Annotated in this window: 11 protein-coding genes; 6 read left to right on the top strand and 5 right to left on the bottom strand. The window is 74.4% G+C overall.

Annotation, left to right across the window (positions count from 1 at the left end):
• Positions 1 to 19 precede the first annotated feature (19 nt).
• Positions 20 to 514: a DUF3145 domain-containing protein gene (locus GBN72_RS19155; protein WP_151773060.1), complete on the bottom strand. Its 495-nt coding sequence runs from the start codon at positions 512 to 514 to the stop codon at positions 20 to 22.
• 331 nt (positions 515 to 845) lie between these two features.
• Between GBN72_RS19155 and GBN72_RS19160 the strand changes: the two genes are divergently transcribed.
• Both GBN72_RS19160 and GBN72_RS19165 read left to right on the top strand, forming a co-directional pair.
• Positions 846 to 1,718, top strand: coding sequence for an SGNH/GDSL hydrolase family protein (locus GBN72_RS19160; protein ID WP_151773061.1), 873 nt, complete (start codon positions 846 to 848; stop codon positions 1,716 to 1,718).
• A 10-nt stretch (positions 1,719 to 1,728) separates the two neighbouring features.
• On the top strand, positions 1,729 to 2,718 hold the full coding sequence (locus GBN72_RS19165; RefSeq protein WP_151773062.1) for an aldose epimerase family protein: 990 nt from the start codon (positions 1,729 to 1,731) through the stop codon (positions 2,716 to 2,718).
• A gap of 132 nt (positions 2,719 to 2,850) precedes the next feature.
• Here GBN72_RS19165 and GBN72_RS19170 read toward each other — a convergent pair whose 3' ends face one another.
• Positions 2,851 to 3,675: an EI24 domain-containing protein gene (locus GBN72_RS19170; protein WP_151773063.1), complete on the bottom strand. Its 825-nt coding sequence runs from the start codon at positions 3,673 to 3,675 to the stop codon at positions 2,851 to 2,853.
• Between the two features lie 52 nt (positions 3,676 to 3,727).
• Between GBN72_RS19170 and GBN72_RS19175 the strand changes: the two genes are divergently transcribed.
• A complete protein-coding gene (locus GBN72_RS19175; RefSeq protein ID WP_151773064.1) occupies positions 3,728 to 4,753 on the top strand; it encodes an NADP-dependent oxidoreductase in 1,026 nt (341 codons plus the stop codon).
• Positions 4,754 to 4,866: 113 nt separating this feature from the next.
• On the opposite strand, the gene GBN72_RS19180 is transcribed toward GBN72_RS19175, so the two are convergent.
• Positions 4,867 to 5,664, bottom strand: coding sequence for an SCO2400 family protein (locus GBN72_RS19180; protein ID WP_151773065.1), 798 nt, complete (start codon positions 5,662 to 5,664; stop codon positions 4,867 to 4,869).
• 205 nt (positions 5,665 to 5,869) lie between these two features.
• Positions 5,870 to 6,265 carry a cold-shock protein gene (locus tag GBN72_RS19185; protein WP_151773323.1) on the bottom strand — a complete coding sequence of 132 codons (396 nt, stop codon included), beginning with the start codon at positions 6,263 to 6,265 and terminating at the stop codon, positions 5,870 to 5,872.
• A gap of 256 nt (positions 6,266 to 6,521) precedes the next feature.
• On the opposite strand from GBN72_RS19185, the gene GBN72_RS19190 reads away from it, so the two are divergent.
• The 3 genes from GBN72_RS19190 to GBN72_RS19200 are packed head-to-tail and all read left to right on the top strand — an operon-like array spanning position 6,522 to position 11,739.
• Positions 6,522 to 9,491, top strand: coding sequence for a beta-galactosidase (locus GBN72_RS19190; RefSeq protein WP_151773066.1), 2,970 nt, complete (start codon positions 6,522 to 6,524; stop codon positions 9,489 to 9,491).
• 5 nt (positions 9,492 to 9,496) lie between these two features.
• Positions 9,497 to 10,105: a hypothetical protein gene (locus GBN72_RS19195; protein WP_151773067.1), complete on the top strand. Its 609-nt coding sequence runs from the start codon at positions 9,497 to 9,499 to the stop codon at positions 10,103 to 10,105.
• 41 nt (positions 10,106 to 10,146) lie between these two features.
• Positions 10,147 to 11,739, top strand: coding sequence for an acyl-CoA synthetase (locus GBN72_RS19200; protein ID WP_151773068.1), 1,593 nt, complete (start codon positions 10,147 to 10,149; stop codon positions 11,737 to 11,739).
• A 294-nt stretch (positions 11,740 to 12,033) separates the two neighbouring features.
• Here GBN72_RS19200 and GBN72_RS19205 read toward each other — a convergent pair whose 3' ends face one another.
• Positions 12,034 to 15,681 (bottom strand): S8 family serine peptidase, encoded by a 3,648-nt coding sequence (locus GBN72_RS19205; protein WP_151773069.1) that lies wholly within the window; start codon positions 15,679 to 15,681, stop codon positions 12,034 to 12,036.
• Positions 15,682 to 15,915: the final 234 nt, after the last annotated feature.

Here is a 15,915-nt window from a genome sequence, read left to right on the forward strand (position 1 = left end):
CGTGTGCTGCCGGGTCGGCTCAGACGACCTGGTGGAGCCAGCGGACGGGGGCGCCCTCGCCCGCGTAGCGGAAGGGCTCCAGCTCGTCGTCCCACGGCTTGCCCAGCAGCTTCGCCAGCTCGGCCTCGAGTTCCGTCTCGCCCTTGTGGGCGCGGGCCAGGGCGGCGCGCAGCCGGTCCTCGGGGATCATGATGTCGCCGTGGATGCCGGTGACGGCGTGGAAGATGCCCAGGCCGGGCGTGCAGCTGTACCGCTCGCCCTCGGCTCCGGCGCACGGCTCCGAGGTCACCTCGAACCGCAGCATCTGCCAGCCGCGCAGCGCGGAGGCCAGCTTGGAGGCCGTGCCGGCCTTGCCCTGCCAGGACAGCTCGGAGCGCCAGGTGCCGGGCGCGGCGGGCTGCCGGATCCAGTCCAGGTTCACGCGGGCGCCGAGCACTCCGGCGACCGCCCACTCGACGTGCGGGCACAGCGCGCGTGGAGCGGAGTGCACGTACAGAACCCCACGTGTCGTCACCGAGAGGACCTCCCCAGAGCGGCGCGCTTGCCACGGACGGAACGGACGGATGCGGCTCCTGAGTTCCCGGGCAGCGGTCTGACGGCGTGTCGGGGGAGCCACGGAGCGAGGCTACCGTGCCGGAAGGCGCGGAGTGTGACGTACCGTCGGTCCCACGGCGGCGAAACGCCGCCATTCACCCGGTGGGACGCTTGTACGGGTCGGCAAGGTCACAACGGGGCGGCGACGGGAACTCCCGCACGTTCTCATGTCGAGGGGCACATCGGCACCTGTGCCCCCGTTCGCGCCGACCATGGGTACCGGCCCGTGACCTTCCGAAGGAGTGCTGGGCATGCCGACCTCCCGCCGTCCCCGGCCGCGGCGCGCCGTCGTCGTGGCCGCGCTCTGCGCCGCCCTGGCGGCGGTGTCCGGCTGCGGCGGCCAGGACGGCGCCGCGCCGCCTCCGTCGGCGGCGCCCCCGCCGTCCGCCTGGGACCGCTCGCCCGACTCGGTGGCCGCGGTCGGCGACTCGATCACCACGGGGTTCGACTCCTGCCAGGTCCTCTCGGACTGCCCCAGCGTGTCCTGGTCGACGGGGGACTCCCCCGAGGTGGACAGCCTGGCGTCCCGGCTGCTGGGCCGCTCGCGGACGGCCACGCGGACCTGGAACTACGCCGAGACCGGCGCCCGGGTGTCCGACCTGGAGGCCCAGATGCGGCAGGCGGCGGTCCGCCGGCCCGAGCTGGTGACGGTCCTGGTCGGCGCCAACGACGCCTGCCGCGGGTCGGTGCGGTCGATGACGCCGGTCGGCACGTTCCGCGAGGAGTTCGAGGCGGCGCTGCGGACGCTGCGTCAGCGGTCGCCCGATTCGCAGGTGTACGTGGCGTCGGTGCCCGACCTGAAGCGGTTGTGGGAGGTCGGCCAGGAGACGCCGATGGGCCGCGAAATCTGGAAACTGGGCATCTGCCCGACGATGCTGGGGGAAGCTGGGGCCATGGACCGCAAGGCCGTGGAGCGCCGGAAGAAGGTCAGGGACCGCGTGGAGGAGTACAACGAGGCGATGGCCGAGGTGTGCGCGGCGGACCGGCGGTGCCGGACGGACGGCGGGGCGGTGTACGCGTACCGGTTCGGTGTGCCGCAGCTCAGCCGGTGGGACCTGTTCCATCCCAGTGTGGACGGCCAGACGAAGCTGGCCGACATCGCCTACCGCGCGGTCACGGCCTAGGGTGGCGATCATGAGAAGCGAACTCTTCGGCGCCCTTCCCGACGGCGCCTCGGTACACCGGTGGACCCTGGAACGGGCCGGGGTGCGGGCGCGGGTCCTGTCGTACGGCGGCATCGTCCAGTCCGTGGAGACGCCGGACCGTGACGGGCGTACGGCCGACGTGGTGCTGGGCTTCGACGAGCTCGACGGGTACCTGAAGTTCACCGGCCCGTTCTACGGCGCGCTGATCGGCCGGTACGCCAACCGGATCGGCGGCGCCCGCTTCACCCTGGACGGCGTCGCGTACGAACTGCCCCGCAACGACGGGCGGAACTGCCTGCACGGCGGGGACGAGGGCTACGACAAGCGGATCTGGCAGGTCGAGCCGGACGGCGACCACGCGCTGCGGCTGTCGCGGGTGAGCCCGGCCGGTGAGGGGAACTTCCCGGGCCGCCTGGAGCTGTCCGCGGTGTACGCGCTGGAGGAGGACGGCTCGCTGTCGCTGACGTACGAGGCGGTGACGGACGCGCCGACGGTGGTGAACCTGACCAACCACAGCTACTGGAACCTGGCGGGCGCCGGTTCGGGCACGGCGCGGGGGCACCGGCTGCGGCTGGAGTCCTCCCGGTACACGCCGGTGGACGACGCCAACATCCCCGTCGGCGCTCCCGCGGAGGTCGCGGGCACCCGGTTCGACTTCCGGGACGAGGACGGGCGGCCCACCGGCGAGGGGTACGACCACAACTTCGTCCTCGACAAGGGCGTCACCGCTCAGGCCGTGCGGGTGGGCGAGATGTGGGAGGAGTCCACGGGGCGGGTCCTGACGGTGGCGACGACGGAGCCGGGGATCCAGGTGTACACCGGGGACTTCCTCCAGGGCCCGTTCGCCCCCGGGGACGGGGTCGCCCTGGAGACCCAGCACTACCCCGACTCCCCCAACCGCCCCGACTTCCCCTCCACGGTGCTGCGCCCTGGCGAGACGTTCCGCTCCCGCACGGTGTACGGCTTCGCCACGCGGTAGCCCTCCACCGCCCGGTCGGGCGGGGGACGCGCTCCTCGGGTGAGGGGCGCGCTCCGTCGGGCGGGGCACGCTCCTCGTCGGGCGGGGGACGCTCCTCGTCGGGTGGACGGCGCCCCCGTGGGGCGCGCCCTGTCAGGCGGTGGCGCGGTCCGTTCCCGTGGCCGTGCCGGCGCCCGTGGCCGTGTCCGTGGCCGTGTCCTCGTTGCCCCGCGTCTCCTCGCCGAGGAGGTCGCGGGCCAGCAGCGTCGCCCCGGCCACGACCCCCGGCATCAGCAGCACCGCCACGACCGGCACCAGGAACGCCACCGCCAGCGGCGTCCCGAACCCCCACACCAGCAGCTTCCGCGAGCGCAGCAGCTCCAGCCGCTTGCGCAGCTCGACGCCGCGCCGCTGCAGGGCGACCGCCGTCAGCTCCTCGGTGAGGAAGAACCCGGTGACGAAGAACCCGATCACCGGCACCACCGTCTGCCCCACCACGGGGATGAGCCCGAGGAGGAACAGCAGCAGGCCCCACAGGGCCGCCCGTATCACCACCCGCAGGCTGTCCCGGCCGGAGATCCACAGCTCGCGCAGCAGCGGCAGGTCGGAGACGGCCGCCGTGCCGTCGGGCGACACGTCGCGGTCGACCCGCTCGGAGAGGGCCTCGTAGAACGGCTGCCCTATCAGCAGGGTCATCGCCGTGAAGGTGAGCACCATCGCCAGCAGCGACAGCGCGTAGAGCAGCACGGTGAACACCGCGCGTACCGTGCTCGCCCAGCCGTCCGACCAGTCGTCGGCGAACGGGGTGGCCCAGGTGACCAGCTCGGGCCCCCAGACGAAGAGCGCGACGAGCACGCCCAGGTAGAGCACCAGGGTGATCAACCCGGGTATGAGGCCGAAGCCGTACTGCCTTCCGTGCCGGGCCACCCAGCGCTGACCCTTGAACAAGTAACCGAATCCGACCCCGAGATCACGCATGCCGGGAACTCTAGCGGTGCGTCCCGGCCGCCGAGCGGGCACCATGGAACCCATGCCCCACACACATGAACTTCCTGCGCAGAGCCGCGCCTGGCACCTGAGGAGCCGTCCGGTCGGCGAGCCGAAGCCCGACGACTTCGCCCTGGTCACCAGTGAGCTGCCCGAGCTGAAGGACGGCCGCGTCCTCGTCCGCAACCACTACTTCTCGGTCGATCCGTACATGAGGGGCAGGATGTCGGACGCCAAGTCCTACGTCGCCCCGTTCGAGCTGGACAAGCCCATGCAGGGCCATGCCGTGGGCGAGGTCGTCGCTTCGAACTCCCCCGATCTCCAGGTCGGCGACCACGTCGTGCACATGCTCGGCTGGCGCGACTACGCCTCGCTGGACGCGCGGCACGCCGTCAAGGTGGACCCCGACGCGGTGCCGCTCTCCGCCTACCTGGGCGTGCTGGGCATGCCCGGGCTGACCGCCTACGCGGGCCTGTTCCGGGTGGCGGCCTTCAAGGAGGGGGACTCCGTCTTCGTCTCGGGCGCCGCCGGCGCGGTCGGCTCCCAGGTGGGGCAGATGGCGAAGCTGAAGGGGGCCTCCCGGGTGATCGGCTCGGCCGGTTCCGCGGAGAAGGTCCGTCTGCTCACCGAGGAGTACGGCTTCGACGCGGCCTTCAACTACAAGGACGGCCCGGTGAGCAAGCAGCTCCGCGAGGCCGCGCCGGACGGCGTCGACGTGTACTTCGACAACGTGGGCGCCGACCACCTGGAGGCGGCGATCGGCTCGCTCAACCTGGGCGGCCGGATCGCGGTCTGCGGCATGATCGCCGTCTACAACGCGACCGAGCCGGTCCCGGGCCCGCGCAACCTGCCCCGGCTGATCCAGACCCGCGGCCGGATCGAGGGCTTCCTCGTCGGCGACCACGAGGACCTGCGCCCGGCGTTCACCGAGGAGGCCGGCGCGTGGATCCGCTCCGGTGACCTCAAGTACCGCGAGACGGTGACCGAGGGCATCGAGAACGGCGTGGACGCCTTCCTCGGCATGCTGCTGCGCGGTGACAACGTCGGCAAGGCGGTCGTCAAGGTCTGACGCCGCCCCGCCCGGCCACCTCCGCGGACGCCCGCTCCCGCCGGTCGCCCCGGTGCGGTGGCCTCCGGCAGGTCGCCGTCGCCGGGCGGTCGTCGCCTCCGGCCGGTCTCCGGTCAGGCGCACCACCACAGCACCCGCTTGCACGTCGGTGACGGCGTGGGGGTGGGTCCGGGCGAGGCGGAGGTGGCGGTGGGGACCGGCCGCGGCCGGTCCGGGCCGCGGGTGGAGGCGCTCGGCGGCTTCGCCGGGTCCTCGGCGGCCGGTGGCCCCTCCGGGGACGACGACGGTGACGGCGACGGGCTCTCCGTCGCCGTCGGGGAGGCCGACGCCGACGCGGACGCGGAGGCCGACGCCGTGCCCTCCCCGGGTGTGCCGCTCCGTTCCTCCAGCTCCGGCAGCGGGACGCGCTCGACCTCCGCCGACGGATCCCGGGCGGCCTCCGCCGCCGTCGGCGCGGAGGCGTCCTGGCCGCCGACGGCGGCCACGCCGAGGCCGAGGGCGCCGAGCAGGCAGGCCGCGATCAGGATCGCGCGCCCCGGCCCCCGGCGGCCGCCCCGGCGTGCCGAGGACCGGGAGGCGGCCGGTTGCCGCCCCCGCGGTGAGCGGAGTCCGGCACGGCGGCCCCCGGGGCTCCTGACATCCCCTCCGCGCCTGGTGTCCCCGGTGCCGGTCGGCCCCGCGCCGGACTCCTCCACCGCGGCCGTGACGTCCTCCGCCCCACCGGCCGGCACCTCACCGGCCGGCACCTCACCGGCGGGCATCTCACCGGCGACCGGCCCGGCGGGCTCGGCAGGATCGGCGGAAGCCTCCACGGCTTCGGCGTACTTGTGGAGTTCCCAGGCCGGCGTTCCGCAACCGGGGCAGTTGAACTGCAGGTTGAGATGCCGCCGGCACCGCGCGCAATAGTCCATGAGGACGGAAGGGTAGGTGCCGGACCGGTGACTTTCCGGGGGGCCGAAGTGAAGATCGTGTGCGGTGTCGGGGGTCGTCGGCGCGGCACGCGCGCCCGGCCGACAGCGCGCTACCGGCCGACTGCGCTGCGTGCGGACGCGCGCGGCGCGGGCCCGTCGGCCGGGGTCGTCGGGCGGCCCGCCGGCCGGGCCGCCGGCCGGAGGGTCAGGCCAACCAGCCGCGGGCGCGGGTGAGTTCGAGGACGCAGCCGCGGACCTGCCGGAGCTGCGCCGCCGTCAGCGTCGGCACCGCCTCGATCAGCGCCTCGGTGAGCTCCGCCCGGAACTCGCCCGCCGCCGTCCGCGACCCCGGGCCCGCCCCCAGGCCAGCCACCGGGCCCGCGCTCCGCGGAGCCGGCGCGAGCAGGCGGATCTCCGACCCCTTGGGTCCCTTCTCCCCCATCTCGAGCACGAACTCGACCTGGCATCCCTCCGCGTACAGGTACTTGTCGTCGAGCAGGTCGTTGGCGTGCATGAACACGTCCTCCCCGCCCTCGTCGGGCGCGATGAACCCGTACCCGCGCACCTCGTCGAAACGCAGCACCCTGCCCGTCACCAGCACCCCGGACCCACCCACCCCTTCATCGGTCGCCACAGCCGAGCGGTGCCCGAAGTTACCGGTGCGACGGGCGGTGCAGGGCCGCTTTCCCCGGGTCGCCCGCGAGACGGACGCCACATGCCCGCGACACCCCCCGCCATAACCCGCCATTCCATGACGAACCGGGCGCTAGGGGCACCCACCGGCCCACCCCGGACGCGGCCCCTGTGGAGAATGGGGCCCGCGCGTCGACGTGGCGCGGGAGTCGGCGGAGGTTCTGTTGGTGTTCACCAGGCGTACGTTCAGTGCTCTGGCCGGCACGGCCGTTCTGGGGCTGGCGCTGGCGGGCAGCGGCACGGCGGCCGCGCCGACGTCGTCCGCGTCGCGGAACGTGCCCACCGGCCGTCCGCCCGCCCCGCCGCGCGCGGACCGGCGCCCGCACTCGGTGCGCCACGACCGGTACTCGCTGATCGTCGACGGGCAGCGTCTGGTGCTGTGGTCCGGGGAGTTCCACGCGTTCCGGCTGCCCAGCCCCTCGCTGTGGCGGGACGCCCTGCAGAAGATCCGCGCCTCGGGGCACAACGCGGTGACCGTGCCGGTGGCGTGGAGCCACCACTCCCCCGCGCCGGGCCGCCACGACTTCACCGGCGTGCGCGACCTGGACCTGCTGCTGCGCACGGCCGCAGAGGAGCAGCTGTACGTGGTGCTGCGCCCCGGCCCGTTCCTCGGCGCCGACCTGGACGCGGGCGGGCTGCCGGGGTGGCTGGCCGGGACCGGGGGCGCGCCCCGCGCCGACGATCCGGCCTACCTGGAGCACGTCGACGCCTGGCTCACCGCCGTCGACCGGATCGCCCGCCGCCACCAGTACACCGAGGGCCGCGGCACGGTGCTGCTGTACCAGTTCACCGACGTCAGCGGCGCCGCCTCCGCCGCCTACCGGGAACACCTGTACGCCAAGGTGCGCGGGGACGGGATCGACGTGCCGGTGTTCCACCGGGAGCTGGCCCCCGCCTCCGAGCCGGACGACGCGGACCCGGCGGCCGTCCCGCCGGACCGCGGACTGTACTTCGGGTCGGCCGCCGCCGAGCGGTCGCGTCCGCGCACCGCCGAGGTGCTCGCCGAGTTCGCCACCGGGCAGCCGGTGCCGTGGGGCGGCGGCCGTTTCGGGCCGCGGGGCTTCGAGGCGGTCCGCCGCGAGTTCGACGCCGCCCACGTGCGCCGCACCTGCCTGACCGACATCGCCAACGGCCTCACCGTCCACAACACCCGGCTCGCGTTCGGCGGCACCAACTGGGGCTGGCAGGGCGGCCCTTCGACCATCACCTCCTACGACCTCGCCGCCGGGCACGACGAGGCCCGCAACCCCACCGCGAAGCTGGCCGCGACCCAGCAGATCGGGCACATGCTGCGCACCGTCCCCGACCTGGCGAAACTGAACCGCGCGGCGGACGTGCGGGCCGACGACGACCGCGTGCGGGTGTACCACCTCACCAACCCGGACACCGGCTCGCACACGTACGTGCTGCGCAACGACTCGGACGTCCGGGTGTCCACCGCGCTGCGGGTGGCCGGTTCCGACCTGCCGGTCAAGGTCACGCTGGAGCCGCGCGACGCCCGGCTGATCATGTCGCGGCTGCGGCTCGGCGAGCGGCTGCTGCGCCACTCCACGGCGCAGCCGATGCTCTTCCTCCCGGTGGGTTCCATGGACGTCGCCGTGTTCACCGGCACCCGTGAGGAGCTGGCCGAGGTGGTCCTGGAGTGCCCGGTGGGTCCGGTGACCACCCGGCTGGACCCGGAGCCGGCCTGGGCCCTCGACCGGGGCCTGCTGCGGGTGACCGCGCCGCTGGGCAGGGGCGGCCTGAGCCGGGTGCTGGTGGAGGGCGGCGGCAGCAGCCGCCCGCTGCTGCTGGTCTTCGCCGACGAGGACGACGCGGCGCGGCTGTGGCCGGTGGAGACCCGCAAGGGGAACTTCCTCGTCTACGGCCCGTCGCTGGTGCGCACCCTCACGCCGCACGAGGACGGCGTGGACCTCACCGGCGACGTGCGGGGGCTCACCGGCCTGGAGATCTGGGCGCCCGGCGGGATCGGCTCCGCCACCTGGAACGGCACCCGGGTGCGGACCACCGTCTCCCGGGCCAACGCCCTGGTGGCGACGGACCGGTTGAAGCCGCCGCCGGCCGTGGAACTGCCCGCGCTGACCGGCTGGACCAGCCGGGCCGGGGACCCGGAGGCCGACCCCCGGTTCGACGACGGCCGCTGGCGTTCCGCCGACCTGGAGGCCTCGTCCGGGACGACGCCGGTGCCCGAGGGGCAGCCGGTGCTCTTCGCGGACGACTACGGCTTCCACTACGGCGACCTGTGGTACCGGGGCAGGTTCGGCGACGCGCGCGGAGCGGTCTCGGTGCGGCTCTCCTACCGGGCGGGGCCGCAGGGCCTGGTGATGGCCTGGCTGGACGGCGAGCCGCTGGGCGTCCACCGGCGCCCCGACGACGCCGCCCCGGCCGGCACCGGCACCGGCCCGGACGGGGACACGGCGGGCACCGCCACCGCGGAGTTCGAGGTGCCCGAGCGGCTGCGCACCCGGGGCGCCCACGTGCTGTCGGTGCTGGTGCGGCCGATGGCCCGTGACGTCGGCAGCGGCTCGGCCGGCGCCTACAAGGCGGCGCGCGGACTGACCTCGGTGACCTTCGAGGGGGCGCGGCCCGAGGTGCGGTGGCGGCTCCAGGGCGCCAGGGCCGCGGACCCGGTGCGCGGGCCCCTCAACAACGGCGGCCTCCACGGCGAGCGGAAGGGCTGGCACCTGCCGGGCCCGGTGGACGGCAAGGGCTGGGAGCCCGCCGCGCTCCCCGAAACGGACGACCGGGCGGAGGACCGTGCGGAGGGCCTGCCGGACGCGCCGGAGCGGGCGCGGCAGGGCGTCACCTGGTACCGCACCGCCTTCTCCCTGGACGTGCCCGCCTCGGTGGACGCCTCGGTGGGGCTGGTGCTGGAGGACGACCCGGGGCGGGCCTACCGGACGCAGATCTTCCTCAACGGCTGGAACATGGGCCTGTATGTCAACGACACAGGGCCGCAGCACGTCTTCCCGCTGCCGAACGGGGTGCTGCGCACACGGGGTGAGAACACACTGGCGCTGGCCGTCCTGTCGGACGGCACCACACCGGCGGGCCTGGGCAAGGTGAGTCTGCGACTGCTGGGAGCGGCCGCGGGCGGCACCCCGGTGGACGACGTCGAGTCGCCGGGCCGGTGAACGCCGTGCCGCCCGCGAACGGCTCCGCCCCGGCCGGGCCCTTCACCCGGCTGCACTTCCAGCTGGTGCTGCTGCGCCGCATGGCCGACTTCAACCCGGAGCTGGTCGAGGAGGCCCGGCGGCGGCTGGGCGCCTCGGCCGCGGAGATGCGGGAGGCCAACCGGCGCTGGCAGGCCATGGTCCGCACGCCGCGCGGCCGGGGCGCGGCCGCCCGCTACGGCTCGGTGCTGGGCGTGCCGGAGCTGACCCGGCGGCGGGTGATCGGCGACCTGGAGTGCGAGGCGCGGCTGTGGCCGGTGCCGCTCTGGCCGGACCTGCGGTTCGAGATCCTGGTGGCTCCCACGGGCGCGGTCTGGAACGAGTGGCTGGTGCGCGCACCGGGCGACCCGGGCCCCGGACCGCGCACCTTGGACGACCTCACGCCCTGGTCCTGCACGGTCGACCAGGCGGCCCGCGCCTTCCCCGGGGCCCGGCCGCTGGAGGGCACCGCCCCGACCCGCTGGGGCCTCGCGCTGACCCTCCCGGACACGGACGGCGTCCGCGTCGAGTGCGTCGCCGAGTTCACCTGGGGGCTGCTCCAGCGCGTCGTGGTGACGGGGGCCTCCGCCGGGTAGGTTCCGGGGCGCCGCTGTCCCGTCCGCGCGAAGGAGCGCCCATGTCCGCCTCACCGCAGTCCCCGCCGCCACAGCCGACCCCGCTGCCGCAGTCGTCACCGCCGAAGTCCTCCGCCGCCTCCCGGACCCCGCTGCCGTTGTTCCCCCTCCTCCACGACCCCGCCCTGGCCCACCGCCCCGCGCTGGCCTTCGGCGGCGACGCGCTGACGTACGGGGACCTGGCGGGCGCGGCCGGAACGGTGGCCGCCCAGCTCCGCGGTCTGCCGGACCGGGGTGCGGGGCGCCGGGTGGCGGTGTGGGCGACGTCCGAGCTGGAGACCGCGGTGGCCGTTGTGGGGGCGCTGGCGGCGGGCGTGTGCGTGGTGCCGCTGAACCCGCGGTCGGGTGAGCGGGAGCTGGAGCACATCCTGTCCGACAGCGCCCCGGACGCGGTGCTGGCCGCCCCCCGGACCCGTCTCCCCGAGGCGACGGCGGGCCTGGAGCGTCTGGACGTCGACCCCTGGACCCGCACCGCCCTCGCGCCGGACACCGCCGGCCCCCTCGACGCGGCGCTGGTCGTCTACACCTCCGGCACGACCGGACCGCCCAAGGGCGCGGTGATCCCCCGCCGGGCGGTCGCCGCCACCCTGGACGCGGTGGCCGACGCCTGGGCCTGGACGGGCGACGACCTGCTGGTGCACGCCCTCCCGCTCTTCCATGTGCACGGCCTGGTGCTGGGGACGCTCGGTCCGCTGCGACGCGGCGGCTCGCTGCGTCACCTGGGCCGGTTCGACACGGTGGGGGTGGGCCGGGAACTGAACGCGGGCGCCACCATGCTGTTCGGGGTGCCGACGATGTACCACCGCATCGCCGAGGCCCTGCCCGCGGAACCGGAGCTGGCGAAGGGGCTGGCCGCCGCCCGGCTGCTGGTGTCGGGTTCGGCCGCCCTGCCGGTCCACGACCACGAGCGGATCCTGGCCGCCACCGGCCGCCGGGTGATCGAGCGGTACGGGATGACCGAGACGCTGATGAACACCAGCGTCCGCGCCGACGCCAGGTCCGGCCCGGCGGCCGCCGGGACGGTGGGGGTCCCGCTGCCCGGCGTGGAGCTGAGGCTGGTGGACGACGACGGCGCCGCGCTCCCGGCGCCGGACGGCGAGAGCGTCGGGGAGATCCAGGTCCGCGGCCCGAACCTCTTCACCGAGTACCTGAACCGCCCGGACGCCACCGCCGCCGCCTTCACCGCCGACGGCTGGTTCCGCACCGGCGACATGGCGGTGCGCGAGCCCGACGGATCGGTGCGGATCGTGGGCCGGCGGGCCACCGACCTGATCAAGAGCGGTGGCTACAAGATCGGCGCGGGCGAGATCGAGAACGCCCTGCTGGAACATCCCGCGGTGGCCGAGGCCGCCGTCACCGGGGCGCCCGACGAGGATCTGGGCGAACGGATCGTCGCCTGGATCGTCCCCGCCGACCCGCAGTCGCCACCGGCCTTCGAGGAGCTGACCGGCCATGTGGCGGACCGCCTGGCGCCCCACAAGCGCCCGCGGGAGGTCCGGCTGATCGACGCCCTGCCCCGCAACGACATGGGAAAGGTGATGAAGCGCGCGCTGGACGGAAGCGTGCACTGGACACCTGTTCTGCCGCTCCCTTGATCAGGTGATCCACGTTCATACGCCCGCGCGAACCACTTGTCGGAAGAAATGCTCACGGTGTGCCGACGGCGGGCTGCAGACCGGAGGTCGGCGCGTGTCCCGAACAAGCAATCATGTCCCGAGGAGTAGTACCCCATGAACGTCATCACCGACGCGCTCGCCTGCATCGCCCACTTCCTGGGCTGGCTGATCTGACGCCGTCCCGGCGAGGCGCCGGAAGCTGAACGCGCAGCGGCGCCGTCTCCCCGTCCCAGGGAGGCGGCGCCGCCGTCGTTCACGCGGGGTCCGTCCGGGTCACCTCACGCCGACGGCGCGGATGATCTCCTGGCGGACCGACCCCTCCTTGTCGTCGCGGACCTCGGCGCGCAGCGAGACGTGGTCCGTGCCGCGCGGCGCGGAGAGGGTGCCGCGCCAGGTGCCGCCGTCGCGGCGCAGGTCCACCTTCCGCCAGGTGGCGCCGTCGTCGTAGGAGACCTCCAGCTCACCGGACCTCAGCTTTCCGGTCCCGCTCGCGCCGCCGACGTACTCGCCGCTGATGGAGACCGGCACCCGCTGCCCCGCCCGGATGTCGCCGGACAGGTCGGTGGTGACGTGGAAGCCCAGGTTGAGCAGCGGCATCGTGACCTGTCCGTCCGTCGTCCCGGAACGGAAGGTCCACTCGCCGTGGCCCCGGGTGGACAGGTCCCACTTCTCCGGGTCGAGGGTGGTGTCGGTGACCAGCTTGAAGGTCTGCTCCTCGGCGGGGGCCTCCCACACGTTGAGGCCGCTGCCCTGGACGCGGCCCAGCAGGGTGCCGTCCTCGGCGTACGCCTCGGTCACCTGCGTCATGCCGGAGGCGTCGTTCCAGACGTCGCCGAATCCGGTGTGGTCGGGGCCGGAGTCGCCCCAGCCGGGGACGTTGAAGGCCATCGAGTCGCCCTCGCGGGTCTGGCCCCAGCCGAGGCCCTCGCCCATCCAGGGGTGCCAGACGGGGCGGAACCAGTTCCGCTCGTGCCGGTCGCCCGCCCGGTAGGTGACCAGACCGGAACGCTGCTCCAGCGCATCGTTGTTCATCATGGTCACCTCGTGCCAGGTCAGGCCCTTCTCGACGGTGACGTGGTCGGTGCGCCGGTGCGGGTAGGAGACCCGCTCGCGGAAGCCGACACCGACCGGGAAGGTGTCGGTGATCGAGTAGCGGAACTCGCTGCCTGCGTCGCTCGGCCGCGTCGCGTGGAACGCCACGTCCACCCGGCCGAGGTCGTCGCGGTCGGGGGCGTACACCAGGCTGCGGTCCGGGATCGCGCCCGGGTGGCCCTGGGTCAGGTCGTAGACGTACGGGGTGTTCGGCGTGCCCTCGGCCTTGACGGTGCCGCTCCTACGGAGCCGTTCGGCGTCGGCGGCGTTCAGGGAGGCGACGGGCAGCGGGGCCTCGGCGCCGGTGACGAGGTCGCCGGCCCACATGCTGAGCCGGCCGCGCCGGTCGTCGGTGACGAAGAGGATCTTCGCGCCGGCCTCGTGCGCGGCACGGGCGAGGGCGGGCAGGTCGGTGTCGTCGCCGATCGTGGCGAGGGCGGCCTTGCCCTTGACGGCCGCGGTGACCGGGCCGGTGCCGATGTCGGCCAGCCGCAGGCGCAGGTCTCCGTCGACGAGGGGCGCTCCGGCCTGGGGAACCGTCTCGCCGACGCCGCGCACCTGCAGCGCGGGCTCACCGAGCCGCCACCGGGTGCGGTACTCGAACGTCCCCTCGGTGACCTGGCGGGTCGGGGCGGCGTAGACGGTGTCGTAGCGGATCGGGATCTGGAGGGCCGCGACCGCCGAGAGGCCGTTGGCCTCACGGGCGAACTCCATGATCAGCTGCCGGGTCTCGGTGCGGTCGTCGACCTTCGCCTCGATCTCGCGCAGCTCGGTGCCGTCGAGGGTGATCTCCCGGTCACGGTCGAGGTCGATCTCGGGTGCGGCGAGCAGGCCGAGGCCCAGCGAGTCCGGGCCGTGCGCGCCGGTGACGTCGAGGAAGGTGTCGACGCTGTAGGTGCCCGGGGGCAGCCGCAGTTCGACCGTGCCGTCGTCGCCCGTGAAGGCGGGTTCGGCCCAGTTTCCGGCGGCCAGCTTCTGCACCGACAGGCCGGCGGCGGCCGGCTTGCCCTCGCGGTCCTTGACGTGGACGGTCAAGGAGTAGCGCTCCTCCTCCTTGACCAGGCCGAAGGCGGTGTGGGCGACGGGCTCACCGGCCGCGGAGGCCACGATCCGCCCGCTGGTGCTGCCCACCGGCGCGTCGGTGCCGTCGCCGGTCACCGTGGTGGAGGCGGTGCCGTGCGCGGGCACCGTCAGCCGGGTGTCGGCGAGGGTGGCGACGCCCGGGCCGCCCTCCACCGCGAGGTCGAGTTCGACATCGCGGTCGCCGGAGTTGGTGTAGGTGACGGTCTTCGTCGTCGGGGTGTTCTCCTCGTAGGGCCAGCTGTGGAAGCCGAGGTCCACGCTGCCGGTCGCGGTCACCGACGCGGCCACCACCGCCGGCACGTCGACCCGGCCGGCGCCGAGGGTGTAGGCGGAGGTGTCCAGCCGCTTCGAGGTGGACATCAGGGCGTTCTTGAGCTGTTCGCCCGTCCAGTCCGGGTTGCGCTGGGCCAGCAGCGCGGCCACCCCGGCGATGTGCGGGGTCGCCATCGAGGTGCCGCTGAGGGCGACGTAGTCGCCGGAGCCCTCGGAGAGGGTGGAGCGGGCCGCGAGGATGTCGACGCCGGGCGCCGCCAGGTCGGGCTTGAGCGCGTTGTCGCCGGACCGGGGGCCCGCGCTGGTGAAGTAGGCGGGCGCGTCCTCGTGGTCGACGGCGGCGACGGTCAGCGCGGCGTCGGCGGCGCCGGGCGAGCCTATGGACGAGGGGGTGCCGGTGTTCCCGGCGGCGATCACGAAGAGCGCCCCGGTCTCGCGGGAGAGGGTGTTGACGGCCTGTGCCATGGGGTCGGTGCCGTCGCTGGGCTCCTGGGACCCCAGGCTCATGGACACGATCTTCGCGCCGACGTCGCGTGCCGCCCACTCCATGCCGGCGATGATCTGCGACTCGCTGCCGGAGCCGGAGTCGTCGAGGACCTTGCCGACGGCCAGCGTGGCGTCGGGGGCGACGCCCTTCTCCTTGCCGTCGGAGGCGGCGCCGCTGCCGCCGACGGTGGAGGTCACATGGGTGCCGTGACCGTCGCGGTCGGCGACCTCCTGGCCCTCGATGAAGCTGCGGGACTGCGCGATTCGGCCCGTCAGGTCGGGGTGGGAGACGTCGACACCGGTGTCCAGCACGGCGACCGTGACGCCCTCGCCGGTCAGCCCGGCGTCCCAGGCGGCCCCCGTGCCGATCTGCGCGTTGCTCTCGGCCATCGTGGCCTCGACCCGCCCGTCCAGCCAGACACCGTCCACGCCCGCCTGGCGGGTGACGGCCTTCCAGAAGTCGCGGCCCTTTTCGGCGGTGACGGCCGCGCCCCGGACGCTGGGCAGCGACCGCTCGCGGTCGGCGCCCTCGGGGGTGGTGGTCCGGGCGCCCTTGCCGTACGTGACGATCAAGGGGAGTTCACCGGTCCTGGCGTCGGTGAGGCCCTGCTCGATCAGGCCGGTGACGTCGAAGAGCCGCCGGTCCAGGGTGCCGTCCCGCAGACGGGACTCGGCCTCCTCGGGGACGACCAGGACGTTGCCGTCCACCACGTCGGTGCGCACGGCGCCGGTGGCGCCCTCGGGGGCCTGCACCTCGACGGTCCTGCGCCCGCCGCCGAGTTCGGTGACGGTGACCTGGTGGCCCGTCACCAGGGTGACGGTGTGGGCGGCGGCGGACGCGGCGCGGGCCGCCGTGGGGGAACCGCCCGCGGGGAGCGGGGCGGCTCCGGCGGGCGTGACCGGTGCCAGCAGCGCGCAGGCGAGGCAGGCGGAGACCAGGCCGACGGTTCTGCGGGGGGAACGGGGACGTGCGAAATGGGGGCTCATCTACCCTCTCTTCGTCCAGCGTCCGCCGGGAGGTGACGGGCGCTTCCCGAAGATTCTTGGCAGGCTTATGTCACCGTCAGGTCAAGACCGGCGGGCGGGATTGCGCCGTGACGGGAACCCGCCTTCCGCGTGATGCCGCGTGATGCCGCGTGATGCCGCGTGGGCCGCCACCCGCGCACGACACGCCGTGCGCGGGTGGCCGGCCACCCGTTAGGACCGCACACGGCCGGGCGG

It is taken from the genome of Streptomyces abyssomicinicus, from assembly GCF_008974245.1.
Taxonomy (GTDB): Bacteria; Actinomycetota; Actinomycetes; order Streptomycetales; family Streptomycetaceae; genus Streptomyces; species Streptomyces abyssomicinicus.

Excerpts from the sequence above, each read along its gene's own strand:
- GBN72_RS19160 (WP_151773061.1), top strand. The coding sequence starts at position 846 with ATGCCGACCTCCCGCCGTCCCCGGCCGCGGCGCGCCGTCGTCGTGGCC.
- GBN72_RS19165 (WP_151773062.1), top strand. The coding sequence starts at position 1,729 with ATGAGAAGCGAACTCTTCGGCGCCCTTCCCGACGGCGCCTCGGTACAC.
- GBN72_RS19170 (WP_151773063.1), bottom strand. The coding sequence starts at position 3,675 with ATGCGTGATCTCGGGGTCGGATTCGGTTACTTGTTCAAGGGTCAGCGC.
- GBN72_RS19175 (WP_151773064.1), top strand. The coding sequence starts at position 3,728 with ATGCCCCACACACATGAACTTCCTGCGCAGAGCCGCGCCTGGCACCTG.
- GBN72_RS19180 (WP_151773065.1), bottom strand. The coding sequence starts at position 5,664 with ATGGACTATTGCGCGCGGTGCCGGCGGCATCTCAACCTGCAGTTCAAC.
- GBN72_RS19200 (WP_151773068.1), top strand. The coding sequence starts at position 10,147 with ATGTCCGCCTCACCGCAGTCCCCGCCGCCACAGCCGACCCCGCTGCCG.
- GBN72_RS19205 (WP_151773069.1), bottom strand. The coding sequence starts at position 15,681 with ATGAGCCCCCATTTCGCACGTCCCCGTTCCCCCCGCAGAACCGTCGGC.